The 16,089-nt window shown below is 71.2% G+C and carries 12 protein-coding genes; 5 read left to right on the top strand and 7 right to left on the bottom strand.

Going from position 1 to position 16,089, the window contains the following annotated elements; all coding sequences use genetic code 11:
* Nucleotides 1-250: 250 nt before the first annotated feature.
* Together ACIA8X_RS26095 and ACIA8X_RS26090 are read right to left on the bottom strand one after the other, a co-directional pair.
* A complete protein-coding gene (locus tag ACIA8X_RS26095) occupies nt 251-1,105 on the bottom strand; it encodes a GNAT family N-acetyltransferase (RefSeq protein WP_399459215.1) in 855 nt (284 codons plus the stop codon).
* A 205-nt stretch (nt 1,106-1,310) separates the two neighbouring features.
* Nucleotides 1,311-1,964 (bottom strand): chaplin, encoded by a 654-nt coding sequence (locus ACIA8X_RS26090; protein WP_393443472.1) that lies wholly within the window; start codon nt 1,962-1,964, stop codon nt 1,311-1,313.
* A gap of 270 nt (nt 1,965-2,234) precedes the next feature.
* On the opposite strand from ACIA8X_RS26090, the gene ACIA8X_RS26085 reads away from it, so the two are divergent.
* Both ACIA8X_RS26085 and ACIA8X_RS26080 read left to right on the top strand, forming a co-directional pair.
* Complete coding sequence (locus ACIA8X_RS26085; RefSeq protein ID WP_393443474.1) at nt 2,235-3,821, top strand: alpha/beta hydrolase; 1,587 nt, start codon at nt 2,235-2,237, stop codon at nt 3,819-3,821.
* Nucleotides 3,822-3,904: 83 nt separating this feature from the next.
* Nucleotides 3,905-5,002, top strand: a complete 1,098-nt coding sequence (locus ACIA8X_RS26080) for a chemotaxis protein (RefSeq protein WP_393443476.1) — start codon at nt 3,905-3,907, stop codon at nt 5,000-5,002.
* 93 nt (nt 5,003-5,095) lie between these two features.
* On the opposite strand, the gene ACIA8X_RS26075 is transcribed toward ACIA8X_RS26080, so the two are convergent.
* Nucleotides 5,096-5,509: an SsgA family sporulation/cell division regulator gene (locus ACIA8X_RS26075; RefSeq protein WP_393443478.1), complete on the bottom strand. Its 414-nt coding sequence runs from the start codon at nt 5,507-5,509 to the stop codon at nt 5,096-5,098.
* Nucleotides 5,510-5,940: 431 nt separating this feature from the next.
* Between ACIA8X_RS26075 and ACIA8X_RS26070 the strand changes: the two genes are divergently transcribed.
* On the top strand, nt 5,941-7,356 hold the full coding sequence (locus ACIA8X_RS26070) for a PP2C family protein-serine/threonine phosphatase (protein ID WP_393443480.1): 1,416 nt from the start codon (nt 5,941-5,943) through the stop codon (nt 7,354-7,356).
* Nucleotides 7,357-7,436: 80 nt separating this feature from the next.
* Here the strand turns inward: ACIA8X_RS26070 and ACIA8X_RS26065 are convergent, their stop codons facing one another.
* Nucleotides 7,437-8,933 (bottom strand): hypothetical protein, encoded by a 1,497-nt coding sequence (locus ACIA8X_RS26065; RefSeq protein ID WP_393443482.1) that lies wholly within the window; start codon nt 8,931-8,933, stop codon nt 7,437-7,439.
* Nucleotides 8,934-9,167: 234 nt separating this feature from the next.
* Here ACIA8X_RS26065 and ACIA8X_RS26060 point away from each other — a divergent pair, with 234 nt between their 5' ends.
* Complete coding sequence (locus ACIA8X_RS26060) at nt 9,168-10,310, top strand: aminoglycoside phosphotransferase family protein (protein WP_399459214.1); 1,143 nt, start codon at nt 9,168-9,170, stop codon at nt 10,308-10,310.
* 285 nt (nt 10,311-10,595) lie between these two features.
* Complete coding sequence (locus ACIA8X_RS26055) at nt 10,596-12,563, top strand: N-acetylmuramoyl-L-alanine amidase (RefSeq protein WP_399459213.1); 1,968 nt, start codon at nt 10,596-10,598, stop codon at nt 12,561-12,563.
* Nucleotides 12,564-12,590: 27 nt separating this feature from the next.
* On the opposite strand, the gene ACIA8X_RS26050 is transcribed toward ACIA8X_RS26055, so the two are convergent.
* The 3 genes from ACIA8X_RS26050 to ACIA8X_RS26040 form a co-directional block, all read right to left on the bottom strand.
* Nucleotides 12,591-14,825, bottom strand: coding sequence for a glycosyl hydrolase family 95 catalytic domain-containing protein (locus ACIA8X_RS26050; protein WP_399459212.1), 2,235 nt, complete (start codon nt 14,823-14,825; stop codon nt 12,591-12,593).
* Nucleotides 14,826-15,054: 229 nt separating this feature from the next.
* Nucleotides 15,055-15,552, bottom strand: coding sequence for a hypothetical protein (locus ACIA8X_RS26045; RefSeq protein ID WP_393443490.1), 498 nt, complete (start codon nt 15,550-15,552; stop codon nt 15,055-15,057).
* A gap of 286 nt (nt 15,553-15,838) precedes the next feature.
* A complete protein-coding gene (locus tag ACIA8X_RS26040; RefSeq protein ID WP_393443492.1) occupies nt 15,839-16,081 on the bottom strand; it encodes a DUF397 domain-containing protein in 243 nt (80 codons plus the stop codon).
* Nucleotides 16,082-16,089: the final 8 nt, after the last annotated feature.

Below are 16,089 nucleotides of genomic sequence, written 5' to 3'. Positions count from 1 at the left end.
GGAGAGGGCGGGCCCCCGAAGGGCGCGAGCCGCCGGAGAGGGCGGGCCCCCGAAGGGCGCGAGCCGCCGGAGAGGGCGGGCCCCCGAAGGGCGCGAGCCGCCGGAGAGGGCGGGCCCCCGAAGGGCGCGACGGGGCCCGGCGCCGATACCGTCGGTCGCCGACCCCCACCGTCCCCGCCCGGATCCGCCGACAGACCGCCCCTCAGAGCCCGCCGGGTCCGCCTGATCGGCCTGATTCGCCGGCCAGGCGCTATCCGAGTTCCAGCGTGGTGACGCCGAAGACCCTCTCCCGGGCGTACGACCGCACCGGCCCCGTGTACATGCGGGCCGTTTCGAAGGAGGGCTTGAATCCGGCCTCCTCGGCGAGGGCGACGGCCGCCGCGTTGGTCTCGGGCACGTCGATGGCGACCTCGCGGCCGGCCGCCTGCGCGGTCAGGGCGGCGAGGAGGGCCCGCGCGTCCTCGGGGGTGTCGGCGAAGAGCGGGCCGATGCGCGGGCAGTCCTGGCCGGGGCGGATCACGCCGTAGCCGGTGACTCGGTCGCCGTCGCGGCGGACGACGGCGTGATGTCCGGGCCCGGTGAGCCAGTGCTCGACGAAGCGGGGGCGGTCGGCCGGGGTGCAGGCGCCGTCGTACGCGATGATCTCCGCCAGGTCCTCGGGCCGTACGGCGCGGACGTCCGCGGGAGCCTCGGCCGCGGGCGCCGTTCCGGTGAACCGGAAGGTGCGGTGGGCCGGTTCGAAGCCGGAGCGGCGGTAGTTGTCCTGCCCGGCGACGACGCCGTCCAGGCCCACCGTGCGGTTCTCCGCGTGCGCCAACGCCGTCTTCCAGGTGGTGAGCCCGTAACCACGGCCGCGTACGTCGCGGCGGACCAGATACCAGCCCAGGAAGGCGTAGTCGGCGCCGTAGTTGACGACGGAGATCGCCGAGACGGGCTCGCCGTCGATCCGGCCGATGAAGAAGCCCTCCGGGTCCTGCGCGAAGAAGGCCGCGCTGTCCGCGACGCCCGGGTTCCACCCCTCGTCGACGGCCCAGCCCCGGACGACCGGCCAGTCGTCGAGGTCGGCCCGGGTCACGATGAGGTCTTCGGGGGCCGGAGAGGCCATGGGTGCGCTCCATTCCGTGGGGATTCACGTGCGCACGGTGATCGACCGTGCACCCGGCATCCTTTCGAATGGTCCGCGGGGGCGTCACGGCATGATCAAGCCGTTGCCGCGCACGGGGGTACGACCGGACGGCTGTCCGTACGACGAAGGCCCCACCGGTCGCCGGCCCGGTGGGGCCTTCGTGCCGCACTCGCGAAGGGCGGGGTCAGCGCACCGCCTGTGGGCGGAAGCGCCGGTACAGGATGGCCCCGCCCAGCACGAGAACCGTGCCGCCCACCGCGGCGGCGAGGGTCTGGTCCGCTCCCGTGTGGGCGAGGGAGCCCTCGGACCCTTGAGGAACGAACGCGGGCGGCACCGCCCTCGGCGCGTGCGTCCTCGGCTCGGACGGCTTGGGCGCCGGCGTCGTGGCGGGGGGAGGGTTCAGGCCGGGGCCGTTCACCGACTCGTTGCCGGTCGCCGGGTTGCCGACACCGACCACGTTCACGCTGTTCCCGCTGACGTTCACCGGGAGGTGGACGGGCAGCTCAACGACGTTGCCGGACGCGATGCCCGGCGAATCCTTTCCGCTTCCTTCGGCCGAAGCGCCGCTGTTCGACGCGGAGGCCTTCTTGCCGCCACCGTCCTTGTTGGCGCAACTGTTGCCCACGGCGGGGTTGAGCAGTCCCACCACGTTCACGGTGTTCCCGCACACGTTCACCGGCACGTGCACCGGGAGCTGGACGGTGTTGCCGGCGAGCAGCCCGGCCGAGTCGGCCGCGGCACCGTCCGCCGCGGAATCGGCATACGCCGGCATTGCCATGGCCATCGCGCCCGATGCGGCGGCGACGGCGATCACACCGTTTCGGGTAACCCGTCTCATAGGTTCCCTGCCTTCCAGACATGGTCACGGGCACTCGCCCGCATCGGATAAAACGCGGGCGAACCATTCGAGTTATGGCTTATCTGCCTTTCACCCCATCGAGCGGCACGGTTGTCGAACTAGTGGCAAAAACACCCGATAGGCACGAAGGGGTGCAGGGTACGCCGGTCCGGGAGGGCCCGCACGTCCGGAGGCGTGCGTTCCGGGGCCCGCTTATCGTGGGCGAGGACGCCGTTTCCCGGTCCGCGACGGGCGTCCCTGGAGGCATCGATGCTGGCCAAGCTGTCCACGCGGCCCATGCTGCGGCGCTGCGCGGTCACCGGCGCGGTCGGGGTGTTCCTGCTCGGTACAGGTCTGCCCACGGCCGCCGACGGCCCCGAGCCCGACCTCACCCGCTTCTACCGGCAGAAGGTCACGTGGGCGAAGTGCCCGGGCGAGGGACAGCCGAAGGACATGCAGTGCGGCAAGGTCACCGTCCCCCTCGACTACGCCCGCCCCAAGGCGGGGACCCTGGATCTGGCCCTCGCCCGTTACCGGGCCACGGGCGACAAGCAGGGCTCGGTGCTGATCAACTTCGGCGGGCCCGGCGTCGCCGGTGTCCCTCAGTTCATGTCCGGCGCCAAGGAGTTCATGGAGCTGACGGACGGCTACGACGTCGTGACGTTCGATCCGCGCGGCGTCGGGAGGTCCTCGCCGGTCAGCTGCGGGGACGGCGAGGAGGACGTGGAGATCGAGACCGACGACACCGAACTCGGCCGCGATCCCCAGCACGTCCTGAAGCAGTTCGAGCAGGAGTCCGCCGCGTGCGCCCGGCACTCCGGGCCCGTACTCCCCCACATCGGCACGGTCAACGCCTCGCGCGACATGGACGTGATGCGCCAGGCCCTCGGCGACGACAAGCTCAACTACCTGGGCTTCTCCTACGGAACGCGGCTCGGCTCGGTGTACGCCGCCCAGTTCCCCGAGAAGGTCGGCCGGTTGGTGCTCGACGGTGTGGACACGCTCACCGAACCGCTGTCCGAGCAGGCGGTGGCGAGCGCCAAGGGCCAGCAGCAGGCGCTGGAGGAGTTCATCGACTGGTGCGTGCACGACATCGGCTGTCCGTTCGGGCAGGACCCGCGCGAGGCCAGGAAGCAGGTCGTACGCCTCGTCGACTCGCTGGACGAGAATCCGGTGCCGTCGGCGTTCGGTGATCCGTTCACCGGACAGGACCTGGTCGGCGCCCTCGGACAGGCACTCTACAGCGAGGAGTTGTGGCCCCTCCTCGAACGGGCCCTCGCCTCACTGGTCGAGGACGGCGACACGCACGCCATCGAGACCTTCGCGTCCGGCGGGATCGCACCCTGGCGCCGCGAGCAGACGGACGACCCCGACGGCGGTCTGGTCGACGCCGAGGACGTCCCCCTCGACAACCTCTCCGCGTCCCTGAGGGCGATCAACTGCGCGGACGACCCGGACCGCCCCACCGACGAGCAGATCGTCGGCGGTCTCGACCGGCTGCGCGCCCAGTACGAGCAGGCGTCGCCGGTCTTCGGCCCCTACCGGCTCACCGGGGTGCTGCTGTGCTACGGCCGCCCCAAGGGCACGGACTTCATCCGGGACGACGTGAAGGACGTGGACACGCCGAAGATGCTCCTCGTGGGCACGCGCGGCGACCCGGCGACGCCGTACCGCTGGACCGTGGAGACCGCGAAGCGGCTCGGCCCCTCGGCCGTGGTCCTGGACAACAAGGGCAGCGGCCACACCGGATACGCCTCCTCCAAGTGCGTGCACGGCAAGGTCGACACCTTCCTGCTGTACGGCACGCTGCCCGCCGACGGCAGTTCCTGCGGGCCCGAGGACGACCGGGAATCCTGACGACGACCCCCGGGAACCCGGCCGGGTCCGCGCCGTGGATTGCCCCTAATGCCCGATCGGCGAATCGGTCCTATCGTGCTGTTATGGAGCACGCACTCAGTCCCACGACCCTTATCGAGCTGCGGCGCCCGCGCCCCTATCCGGCCGTGTCCGTGCTGACGCCCACGCATCGCCGAGAGCCCTACCGGGCGCAGGACCAGGTTCGGCTGCGCAATGTCGTGGCCGAGGCCAAGAAGCAGCTGGAGGCCGATCCCTCGGTCACCCGCGAGCGACGGGCGGATGTCGAGCGACAGCTCGACCAGGCACTCGCCGAGGTCGATCTGACGCACGCCGAGGACGGTTTGGTGATCTTCGCCGCCCCGGGTGAGCACCAGGTGTGGTCGCTCGCCCGCACGGTGCCCGAGCGCGTGGTGCTCTCGGACACCTTCCTGACCCGCAACCTCGTCTCCGCGGAGGCCGCCGAGCGGCCGTTCTGGGTGCTGTCGGTCTCCCCCGACCGCGTCACGCTGTGGGCCGGCGGCCTGGACCGCGTCACCGAGGCCCACCTCGGCGGCTTCCCGCTGACCAGGCCCGTGGAGAACTTCGACGCCGAGCGCCGGGAGCAGATCGGCGACAACCCGAGCACGTTCCGCGACGAGGGCACCCGGCACTTCCTCAAGGACGCGGACTCCGCGATGAGCACGGTCCTGCGGGACAACCCGCGACCGCTGTACGTCACCGGCGAGCAGGCGGCGCTGTCCCTGCTGGACGAGATCGGCGGCGTCGCCAAGGAGGCGGTGCACGTCCCGCACGGCGGGCTCGCGCACGGCACGCACGAGGCGGTGTGGCAGGCGATCCGGCCGGCGCTCACCGCCGAGTTCCGCCGGAACACCGACGCCGTGGCACGCGAACTCGAATCGGCCATGGGCCGCAAGTCGTTCGCGGCCGGAGTCGACGAGGTCTGGCGCAGCGCCCGCGAGGGCCGGGTACGGCTGCTGGCCGTCGAGGAGAACTACCGGGTGACGGTGCGCGGCGAGGACGGCGACCATCTGATCCCGGCCGTGAGCGGTGATCTCGACGCCCGCGAGGACATCGTGGACGAGATCGTCGAGCAGTGCCTGGAGACCGGCGCCGACGTCCGCTTCGTACCGGACGGCACGCTGAGCGACGCCAGCGGGATCGCGGGGGTGCTGCGGTACTGACACCGGAGCGTCGAGGAGGCACAGCGGCGATACGGTCGCCTCCTCGACGCCTCATCTCCTCATGCGGGTGACCGCCTCATCCGGTGTCCCTCTTCACACGCCGTCGAAGAGCGCGCTCAGGCCGCGCTCCACGACCGCCCCGAGGTCCTCCTCGCCAGCCGGCACCGCCGCATACGTACGCAGCAGGAAGCGCTGCAGGGCGGAGGTATCGAACTGGAGCAGCGCCATGCCGTAGGGCGAGTGCAGTTCCACGACCGTGCGCTCCGGCCCGCAGGGCCAGATGTGCACGTCCCCGTCCCCGGCCGGCTCACGCAGCCCCGTCTCCAGCAGGCCACGCGCGAAGATCCAGGTGGCCCCCTGCCCGTCGAGGGAAACCTCGCCCGGGAAGTCGAGGTGCACCGCCAGCGGATCCGTGGAGGCGTACCGCAGCTTGGCGGGCACGGGGAGTTCGCGTTCCTCGCCGGTGATCAGGCGGGCGGAGGCGGGCTGCTCGAGGGCGATGTCCATGGGCGGTCTCCCCTGCGGGTCGGAGGTCGGACGGTTTTTGCCGCTGTGCTTTTACGACCCCGCAGGTGCCCCTCGCATTACTCCGAACTCGGCACCAATTATGTGATCTGCATCACTCCCGAAGACTGTAGCCCTCCGGCCGCCACGGATACCCGTGCCACCCCTGGAACACACACCCGTCGAACACTCGACCGAGCGCCGCACGACCGTCTCCCGGAACCGTCAAATCACGTACGCTGTCTACGACTTGACCCCTCCGGCGACGTACGGCATTCGCACGGCGCAACCCCTCCATGAAGACTCTGGCATATGCCAGACGCACCACCGTATCGGGTGTTGCCAAATCCCTTACAGGGAGTCGCGGGCTGTGCAACAGTCGTAACGGTCCTTCCGTCAGCCTTGGTCGAACCGTCCCCGCATCGGAGTGCGTCATGCCGTCCCATCTCTCTGCGGATCGCCCAGCCGCCCAGCCGCCCGGACGCGGCTCGGTCGACGCGCTGATATCGCAGACGCGACGGCTCCTGGGCGACGTCGACGCCGTACGGCGGGACACGCACAGCGACGATTCGGACCCGCAGGAGCGGTGGCAGCGGGCGCTGTACGACCTCGCCCTGCACCAACTCAACGACCTCGACGGGCACTTGGCGCAACTGCGGGACGGCCCGCACACCGCCGCACCGGCTCCCACGGCCCAGCCCGAGCCGCCCGCCGCAGCGCGCGGCTCTTTGCTCAGCCGGGTCGGCAGCGCGGAGTGGAACCTGCTCACGGACGAGGCCAGTTGGTCCGGCGAGCTCTACCAGATCCTCGGGCGTGACCCCGCCACGGCACCGCTCACCCTCGACGAGCTGCCGTCCCTGGTGCTCGACGACGACCGACCGAAGCTGACGGCGATGGTCACCCACTGCCTGGTCGACGCCAAGCCCATCGACGGGGAGTTCCACATCGTGCGGCCGGACGGCGAGGTCCGGACCGTGCACATGATGGGCGAGCCCGTGCTCGACTCTGACGGCAGCGCCGCCTCGATGTGGGCCGTACTGCGGGATGTCAGCGAACTGCGCAGGTGCCGGCGCGAGGTGAGCGAGACCCGTGACTCGCTCCAGCGCCAACGGCACCACGCGCAGACCGAGCACCGGCTCGCGGTCGAGCTGCAGGAAGCCGTGCTGCCGCCGTGGCGCGGCTCCCTGCGGCTCCCGCACGGGGGGCCGAGGACCCTGGACCTCGCGGCTCGCTATCTGCCGTCGTCGACGAGCGCGCTGATCGGCGGCGACTGGTACGACGCCCTCGAACTGGCCGACGGCGACACACTGTTGAGCGTCGGCGACCTCACCGGGCACGGCGTCGCCGTGACATCGGGCATGGCGACCCTGCTGGGCGCCGTGCGCGGCATGGCGATGGCGGGCACCCAACCGGGGCAACTGATGTCCTGGCTCAACCAGTTACTCGATGCCACCGTCCAGCCGGCCCTCGGCAGCGCCGTCTGCTGCCGCTACCGGCCCGAGACCCGCACCCTGACCTGGGCGCAGGCCGGACACCCCGCCCCGCTGCTGTTCCGCGACGGGACGGGACGCAGGCTGAACCCACCGGACGGCGTCCTGCTCGGCGCCACCTCGGGTGCCGTCTACGCACAGGCGGAAGAGACCCTCGAGGTGGGCGACCTGCTCCTGCTGCACACGGACGGGCTGGCGCCCAGGCACAGCGAGGACTCCCTGAGCCGACTCCTCGACCTGGCCCCCAGCTTGACCGGGGCACGCGGTGCGCAGGACTGCGTACGACTGGTCGTGGAGGCGTTCGGTGAGAGTGAGCGCGAGGACGACGCCTGTGTGCTCATGGCCAAAGTGACGTCCTAGAGTCCGGTGAACCGCGGTGGACTTCGGTGACGCCGGTGACGTCCTGGAGCTTGCCGGAATCGATCAGCCGCACAGACCCCCTATGCCCGTGCGCTGTTGCCGCCCTCCGGCCTCCTCGCCTTGGGCAGCGCCAACCGGATCTCCTCCCGTAGTTCGTGGATCCTCGGGTAGCTGGAGTACTCGGCGGTGAGCCGGTACATCTGGCGCAGCCGGTCCCAGGTGCGTCCGGACGAGTTCGAGCCCATCGCCATCAGGGCCAGCCGTGCGTACCGGTCCGCCTGTTCGGGGTCGTCCGCGATGAAGCAGGCGGACGCCATGGACAGATGGTCGAAGATCTTCGACCGTTCCCGGCCGTCGACGCGCAGGGACAGGGCCTTCTCCGCGTAGTGCTGGGCGTGTGCCGCCGCGCCCGGCTCGAACTCGGCCAGCGTGCGGTAGGCCAGGGCCTGCATGCCGTACAGATCCTCGTCCTTGAAGGTCTGCATCCAGCTCGGCGGCGGTACGTCGCCCCGGTCGGAGACGAAGAGGTCCTCCGCCTGACCGAGGGTGCGGCGCATGGCCTGGCCCTTGCCCATCGACGCCTGCGCCCAGGCCTCGATGGTGTGGAACATGGCCCTGGTGCGCGGCAGCACCTGGTCGCCGGAGCCGGACTGGGCGAGTTTCAGCAGGTCGAGTGCGTCGTCGGGCCGGCCGAGGTGCACCATCTGGCGAGCCGCTCGGGAGAGCGCCTCCCCGGCGCGGGGCCGGTCGCCGCCCTCTCGGGCCGCATGGGCGGCGATGACGAAGTACTTCTGTGCCGTGGGCTCCAGGCCGACGTCGTGCGACATCCAGCCCGCGAGGACGGCGAGGTTGGCGGCGACGCCCCACAGGCGCCGCTGCAGATGTTCGGGGTGGCGGTAGGCGAGCATGCCGCCCACCTCGTTGAGTTGGCCTACGACTGCCTTGCGCTGGAGCCCGCCGCCGCGAGCCGCGTCCCAGGCCCGGAACACCTCGACCGAGCGCTCCAGCTCCTCGATCTCCTGCGATCCGATGGGGGCGGCCTCGTAGCGGTCGAACCCGGCGGGATCGGCTTGCAGGGGGTCGTCGAACTGGGGGGCGTCGGCCCTGAGGGCCGGGTCGGTGTGCAGCCAGTCGTACATGGCGCTGCTGAGTGCGGATCCCGCGGCGAGCGCGGCACCCGCGCCCACCAAGCCGCGTCGGTTGAGCATGAGGTCCATTCCCGTGAATTCGGTGAGGACCGCAGCAGTCCGTTCGGGCGCCCACGGCACACCGTCGGGATGCTCCACACTCCCGCCGTCCTGCCGTTTCCCCGCACGCCCGTGCCGGACCAGACCGAGGTCCTCGATGGTCACGACACGGCCGAGACGCTCGGTGAACAGGGCTGCCAGCACCCGCGGCACCGGATCGCGCGGGATCTCTCCCATGTCGATCCATCGCCGCACCCGCGAGGTGTCGGTCGCCAGCTGGGGGTGGCCCATGGCCGCCGCCTGCCGGTTGACCAGCCTCGCGAGCTCGCCCTTGGACCAGCCGGCCAGGCCGAACAGGTCCGCCAGGCGGGTGTTGGGTTCTCCGCTCACGTCAAGCCCCCAGGTTCTCGGCTGAGTTGACAGTAGCCCGGTGCAAGTTGCCTCGGGACTATTCGCCAGGGTTCGCCAGGGTGCGCCACATGGTGTGCCACTGGGCATCGGGTGTCAGGTAGGAACGCGCCACCCCGACCCGGTTCGCCGAGGGACATTCCCCAGGGTGCACCCGGGCGACCGGATCGGGCAGCGCTTTGTCGTCGCAGGCACACGAAGGGATCTGTCTCTCCCATGTACACAGCATCATCCTCCGTGTCCGCCCCGCCCCGGTCGCTGCGTGCCCGCCCGGCGGGCAGCGGCCCCTACCTCGACCCCGCGCGGTCGACGGCGGCCCCCGTGCTCGGCACGGGCCGGCCGCGGCGCGCCGCGGGGCTCGGCACCCAACCGCTCAGCGGGAGACTCGACTTGTCCGGCCCTCAGGGCACCCAGTTGCGTACGGCGATCGCGTCGGTGCACCGGATCTGCCCGGAGTTCGCTCCGGTCCAGGTACTGCGCCGCAGCGGGCGGGCCGTGCTCCTGGTCGGCACGACCGGGCGCAGCACGGCCGTCGCCAAGTGTTTACTCGACCACTCCCCAGCGTGGGCCGAGCGGATCCGGCACGAGATAGCGGCATACCGCTCGTTCGTCCGGCACCGCCCCCCCGTGCGCGTGCCGAGGCTGATCGCAGCGGATCCGGACAACTGCACACTCGTCATCGAGCGCATGCCGGGCCGGGTGGCGGCACTGCAGCGGCACCCGTTGGAGGTGCCGCCGCGTGCGGACATCAGGGCGGCGCTCGGAGCGATCTGCCGGCTCAACGCGTGGCGCCCACCGGCGGGCACGTTCGACGCGCCCCTGGACTACGCGACGCGGATCTCCCGGTACCACGAGCTGGGCCTGCTCACCGACCGGGACATGGGCGATCTGCAGAAGCTGCTGCACGGCATCGCGGCGACCGCGGGCCGGCAGGGCATGGGCCAGTTCTGTCACGGCGACGCACTGCTCTCGAACATCCTGCTCTCACCGGCCGGTCCAGTGCTGGTGGACTGGGAGCACGCGGGCTGGTACCTGCCGGGCTACGACCTGGCGACGCTGTGGTCGGTGCTCGGGGACGCACCGGTGGCCCGGCGGCAGATCAGTCAGATCGCCCAGTCGACGGGCCCGGCTTCACGGGACGCGTTCCTGGTGAACCTGATGCTGGTGCTGACCCGGGAGATCCGTACGTACGAGACGGCCGTGCAGCGTTCGATGCACGACACGACCCCGGCGGCACCGGGAGTTGCCCACCCGGGTGCTGCGCCGTCCGGCGAGGAACAGCGGCTGCTGCTGAGGCGGCTGCACGACGACTGCCAGTTGGCCCGACGGGCCGTACGTGCGGCGGTCGGCACTCGCTGACGGGGACGGTGGTCCGCGGTGCGCGAAGGACAACGGCGCACCGCGGGCTTTCGTGTGTCAGCTCGCCCACGGCCTCTTGGATACACCTCTTCTACGGCCCAGTGGTGTACGCCACTGACGCCCCGCAGGCCTGGAGGCCGCCGCCACGAAACTCCCGGGACCTCCGATCTCCAGGGGATTCAGCCTGCGTGGCGGCATGATTGACGGATCGTCGGACAGCCGGTACCACAGACGCACGCCCGGCCCCGCACGGCTCATCGCGCCCGACCGTCCCAGGAGGCTGCAATGCGCGGATCCGTCACCGCCCCCCACCGAGCAGCCGGGCACAGACGTACCCGTGCCGCCGCCGTCGCATCGGCCGCGGCGGCGCTGTTGTTCCCGCTGCTGGGCGCGGCCCCGCCGGATGCCCCGGACTCGGCGGACCGCCTGCAGTCGGCCTTCGCCTCCGCGGCCGCCGAGTACCACGTGCCGCAGAGCGTCCTGCTCGGCGTCTCCTATCTGCAGTCCCGCTGGGACGCGCACTCCGGGGCGCCCAGCGTGAGCGGCGGCTACGGCCCGATGCACCTCACCGACGCGCGCACCGCGCTCGCCGAGGCCACGCCGCACCACAGCGAGGGCTCCGAGGACGCGCGCGGCGACAGCGCCCGCCCGCCCCTGCTCCCCGACGCGAAGCTGCCGAGCACCTCGGAGATCCCGGCCCGCCTCAGGACGTTGCCGAGGGCGGCCGAGCTGACCGGGCTGAGTGCGCGGGCGCTGCGTACGGACGCGGCGGCCAATGTGGCGGGCGGGGCCGCCCTGCTCGCCGCCGCGCAGAAGGAGCTGGGCGAGCCGCTCAGCTCCGATCCGACGGACTGGTACGGCGCGGTGGCCCGTTTCTCCGGCGCCGATGACAGGGCGACGGCCACGGCGTACGCGAACGACGTGTTCGACGTCCTGCGCACCGGCCGGCAGCGCCGCACGGACGCGGGCCAACGGGTCGCCCTCGCCGCCCTGCCGGACCTCTCCCCCGACACCGCGCAGCTGAAGCGGGCGGGGTTGCGCACGACGAACGCGGCCGGGACGGAGTGCCCGGCGACGGTGTCCTGCGAGTGGATCCCGGCGCCGTACGAGGAGTTCGGTGAGGGCGACTACGGCAACCACGACCTCGGCAACCGTCCCACTTCCCAGGGCATCGACTACATCATCATCCACGACACGGAGGGCGCCTGGGAGGGCGTCCTGCAGATGGTCCAGGACCCGACCTATGTGTCGTGGCAATACTCCCTGCGCTCCACCGACGGCCACATCGCCCAGCATGTGAAGGCGAAGGACGTGGCCTGGCACGCGGGCAACTGGTACGTCAACGCCAAGTCGATCGGCCTGGAGCACGAGGGCTTCCTGGCGCAGCCGGACTCCTGGTACACGGAGGCGATGTACCGGTCCTCGGCCCGCCTGGTGACGTATCTCGCCCACAAGTACGGCATCCCGCTGGACCGGCAGCACATCCTCGGCCATGACAACGTGCCGGGGCCGACCACGTCGACGGTCGGCGGCATGCACACCGACCCCGGCCCGTACTGGGACTGGCGGCACTACTTCGAGCTGCTCGGCCGTCCCTTCGTACCCACCGCGGGCGCGAACGGCGGCATGGTGACGATCCGCCCCGACTACGCCACCAACCGGCCCGAGTTCACGGGCTGTGCTGCCGCCGGCCGGACCTGCGCGGCCCACGGTTCGAGTGCGGTGCGGCTGTACTCCGGGCCCGGCACGTCGTATCCCCTGATCAAGGACATCGGTCTGGGCTCGACCCCGACCACCGGGGTGAACGACCTGTCCTCGCGGGTCTCGACCGGCCAGCAGTACGCGGTGGCCGGCCGGAGCGGCGACTGGACGGCGATCTGGTACCTCGGCCAGAAGGCGTGGTTCAAGAACCCCGCGAAGGGCCCGACCGCGGTGAACTCGACCGGCCTCGTGGTGACGCCCAAGGCCGGCGCCAAGAGCATCCCGGTGTACGGGCGTGCCTACCCCGAGGCCTCCGCCTATCCGTCGGGCGTCCCCTCCCAGGCCGTGTCGCCGCTGTCATACACCCTGCCGGCGGGCCAGCGGTACGTGGTGGGTGACAAGGTGCCGGGCGAGTACTACTACGCCGTGACCTTCGACTCGGCCTCGCACCGGGTCGTCGTCGGCAAGGACCTGTACTACGAGATCCAGTACGGACACCGGGTCGCGTTCGTGCGGGCGGCGGATGTGCGGGTGGTGCCGTCGGCCGGCTGACGGCACCACCGCCGGTCCCCTCGGGCGTCAGTCCTCCCTCTCCCAGGTGTACCGCCGCCCGGCGACCGCCCTGAAGGTCAGGTCCCCGTCCTTGAACAGGTCACTGCGTACGGTGAGTTGACGGGTCCGGGAAGCCTTCAGGGCGATACGGGTCGCGCGGCCGTCCGTCCACTCGATGTCCAGGGTGGCGCCGCCGCGGGCGCGCAGGCCGCGTACCGAGCCGGTCGGCCAGGTTGCGGGGAGGGCGGGCAGCACCTCGATGACGTCGTACTGGCTCTGCAGGAGCATCTCGACGATCCCGGAGGTGGCGCCGAAGTTGCCGTCGATCTGGAACGGCGGGTGGGTGTCCCAGAGGTTGGGCAGCGTGGAGGACTTGAGCTGTTCGCCGAGCATCTTGTGGGCGTGGTCGCCGTCGCGCAACCGCGCCCAGAAGTTGATCTTCCAGGCCTTGGACCAGCCGGTGCCGCCGTCTCCTCGTGCAGTGAGGGAGACCTTGGCGGCCCGGGCCCACTCACTGCCGGGCTCGATCTGCCGTCCCGGATGGAGGGCGAACAGGTGCGAGACGTGCCGGTGGTCGTCGCCGGCGTCGTCCAAGTCCTCCTTCCACTCCTGGAGTTGGCCCCAGGAGCCGATCCGCAGGCCGGGGTCGAGCCGGTTCAGCGCCTCCTCGACGCGGCGGCGGAAGTCGGGCGCGTCGCCCAGGATCCGGGCCGCTTCGAGGGTGCTGGTGAACAGGTCGTGCACGATCTGCTGCGACATGGCCGCGCCGGCTGTGAAGTCGCCGTGCTCGGGCGAGTAGCTGGGGGTGACGACGAGGGTGCCGTCGCGCGGGTCGGTGCGCAGGTTGTCGAGCCAGAACTCGGCGGCCTCCTTCATCACCGGGTAGGCGGTGGTGCGCAGGTAGTCGGTGGAGCCGCCGAATCGGTAGTGCTCGTACATCTGTTGGGTGAGCCAGGCCGCCGCCTCGGGGAACCAGAACGCGGTCGCCCAGTCGTGCACACCGGTGAAGCCGTACGGGTTGGTCTCGTTGTGCACGACCCAGCCGCGCGAGCCGAACATCTCCTGTGCCGTACGGCGTCCGGGGGCGCGCAGGGCCTCGACGAAGCGGTCGTACGGCTGCGTCGTCTCGGCGAGGTTCGCGGCCTCGGCGGGCCAGTAGTTCATCTGGATGTTGATGTTGGTGTGGTAGTCCGCCGACCAGGGGGGCGAGGTGCTGTTGTTCCAGACGCCCTGGAGGTTGGCGGGCAGGGAGCCGGGGCGCGAGGAGGCGATGAGGAGGTAGCGGCCGTACTGGAAGTAGAGAGCTTCGAGGGCGCGGTCCGCCGGGCTAGTCCCGCCGGTGTACGCCGACAGCAGTCGGTCGGTGGGGAGGTCCGCGGGGAGTGACTGGCCGATGTCGAGGGCGACGCGGCCGAACAGGGCTCGGTGGTCGCGGATGTGCCGGGCGAGCAGGACCTCGTAGCGGTCGCCGGTCTGCCGCACTGCACGGGTGACGGCGGGGTGCGGGTCCGGACCTCGGTAGTCGGGGTAGGTGTCGGCGTAGTCGGTGCCCGCGGCCAGGACGAACCAGGCGCTGTCGGCCCCGGTGACGGTGATGGTTCCGTCGGCGGTTGACGTGACGGTGCCGCCCTGGCTGTGCACCCGGACCTGCGCCTCGAAGCGCAGTCCGTTGTCGGCGAGTGCGCCCCGCACGGTCAGAGTTCCGTCGGCCGCGGTGGCCGTGAAGTCGGCGCGGGGCGAGGTGTGGCGCAGAGTGAAGGTGACGCTGCCGGGGCGGTCGGCGCCGAGCCGGCCCACGATCACGCCGTCGGGGTGGGACGCGAAGAAGTCCCGTTGGTGGCGGACGCCTTGGTGGGTGTAGGTGACCGAGGCGACGGCGGTGTCGAGGTCGAGTTCGCGGCGGTAGTCCGCCGGGGTCGTCGTCGGCGCGTCGGGCAGGTCGAGGTGGAGGTCGCCGAAGGTCTGATGGGCGCCGTAGCCGATCCGCGGCTGGCCGAGCCGGTCGGCGACGGACTCGGGATCGAGGGTGGCTCGTGTGTCGAGGTCGTCCTGTACGGCGGAGATCGCGCTGGGGCGGGGGGTGCGCCAGTTGCCGTGGTCGTAGCCCTGGACGGAGCCGGGGCCGCCGGTCCAGAGGGTCTTCTCGTTGAACTGAAGCCGTTCGGAGGCGAGGGTGCCGAAGACCATGGCGCCGAGCGCGCCACTGCCGATGGGCAGGGCCTCGCGCTCCCAGTCGGCGGCCGGGGAGGCGTACCAGAGCACGGACGGCCCCCCCAATACATCGGAGGAATCAGCAGCCGCCGACTCCACAACTCCGGCGCCAAGCGCCAGGCCTCCGGCACCTCCGGCCGCTGCTTTCAAGGTGGTTCTTCGGGTAATCCCCTGCGACTCATACGACATGACCCCTGACGCTAGAGATCCGATGACTCTGCGGCAAGGGTCATGACAACACGTGCGGAACCTCGAACAACGGGGCCTTGAGCGCGACGCTTCAGCCCTGCTGGAAAAGCTCCGCGGGCAGCGGCTTCAGGAGGGCGTACAGATCGTCCGTGATCGGGCGGTCCCAGGCGGCGATGGTGACCAGGACGCTGTCGCTGCGGTCGAACTGCACGCAGGAGATCCGGCTCTCGGAGAGCTTCAGTCGCCGCACGATCAGGAGGTTGTCGCCCTGCATCACCGGCACGTCCTCGCTGCCGACGACGGTGACCTCCTCGTCGTTCTCCAGGGCCAGCAGCAGCTGCGCGACCTCGAACGGGATCTCGCCCTCGATGACCTCGCGGGCCGGCGAGCCCTCCGGGAGGTTGCCGATGATCATCGCGGGGCCGCGGCCGCCGAAGAGGTCGTAACGCAGGAAGACGCCCTGGCAGCTGCCATCGGGGGCGGGCAGCAGCCCGGCGCCCAGATTGCCGGGCCAGTCGCCCGGGTCCATGGCCAGTACGTCGAAGTCGGGCCCGGCGGGCGTGGCGCTGCGGCGGCGGAGGAACGACATGTCGCCATGGTACGTGGCCGGACCTGCTCCGTGACGTGCGGGCAGGGGTTCGAGCCCTGCTCCTCGCGCATGAGCTCGGGCTCGTGCGCGGACCGGCAGCGTGCTCATGGAGTCCCTCACCGCCGGAAGACGACCTGCCCCCTCCCCGGAGCCGGCCTCGCTCGGGCGTCGGCCCCAGGGGGTCTCAGGTTCGCGTGTCCGGAAAAACGGGCGGAACACACCCGGACCGGCGCGCGGACGGACGCCGCGAGGAACGGCCGCCCGTCGGCTCACCTGCGCGCACGCGTCATGTCAGGTCGAACTCACCCTCCCTCGCACCCGACACGAAGGCACCCCACTCGGCGGGGGTGAAGATCAGGGACGGGCTCTGGGGGCTGCCGCTGTTGCGCATCGCGATGAACCCCTCGACAAAGGCGATCTGGACATCCCCCAGGCCACGGCTGCTCGAGTGCCAATCGGCGTTGCTGAGGTCCAGCTCCGGCTTGTCCCAGCCCGCGAGCGGGTGCTGCTGGATGGTGCTCTCGGCCACGTCCGTGC

The sequence above is a fragment of the Streptomyces sp. NPDC051738 genome (genome assembly GCF_044453205.1).
Lineage (GTDB): Bacteria > Actinomycetota > Actinomycetes > Streptomycetales > Streptomycetaceae > Streptomyces.
The sequence above is the reverse complement of the archived record's forward strand: the minus strand, read 5'-3'. Positions and strand labels throughout refer to the sequence as shown.

Excerpts from the sequence above, each read along its gene's own strand:
- ACIA8X_RS26095 (WP_399459215.1), bottom strand. The coding sequence starts at position 1,105 with ATGGCCTCTCCGGCCCCCGAAGACCTCATCGTGACCCGGGCCGACCTC.
- ACIA8X_RS26090 (WP_393443472.1), bottom strand. The coding sequence starts at position 1,964 with ATGAGACGGGTTACCCGAAACGGTGTGATCGCCGTCGCCGCCGCATCG.
- ACIA8X_RS26085 (WP_393443474.1), top strand. The coding sequence starts at position 2,235 with ATGCTGGCCAAGCTGTCCACGCGGCCCATGCTGCGGCGCTGCGCGGTC.
- ACIA8X_RS26080 (WP_393443476.1), top strand. The coding sequence starts at position 3,905 with ATGGAGCACGCACTCAGTCCCACGACCCTTATCGAGCTGCGGCGCCCG.
- ACIA8X_RS26075 (WP_393443478.1), bottom strand. The coding sequence starts at position 5,509 with ATGGACATCGCCCTCGAGCAGCCCGCCTCCGCCCGCCTGATCACCGGC.
- ACIA8X_RS26070 (WP_393443480.1), top strand. The coding sequence starts at position 5,941 with ATGCCGTCCCATCTCTCTGCGGATCGCCCAGCCGCCCAGCCGCCCGGA.
- ACIA8X_RS26060 (WP_399459214.1), top strand. The coding sequence starts at position 9,168 with ATGTACACAGCATCATCCTCCGTGTCCGCCCCGCCCCGGTCGCTGCGT.
- ACIA8X_RS26055 (WP_399459213.1), top strand. The coding sequence starts at position 10,596 with ATGCGCGGATCCGTCACCGCCCCCCACCGAGCAGCCGGGCACAGACGT.
- ACIA8X_RS26045 (WP_393443490.1), bottom strand. The coding sequence starts at position 15,552 with ATGTCGTTCCTCCGCCGCCGCAGCGCCACGCCCGCCGGGCCCGACTTC.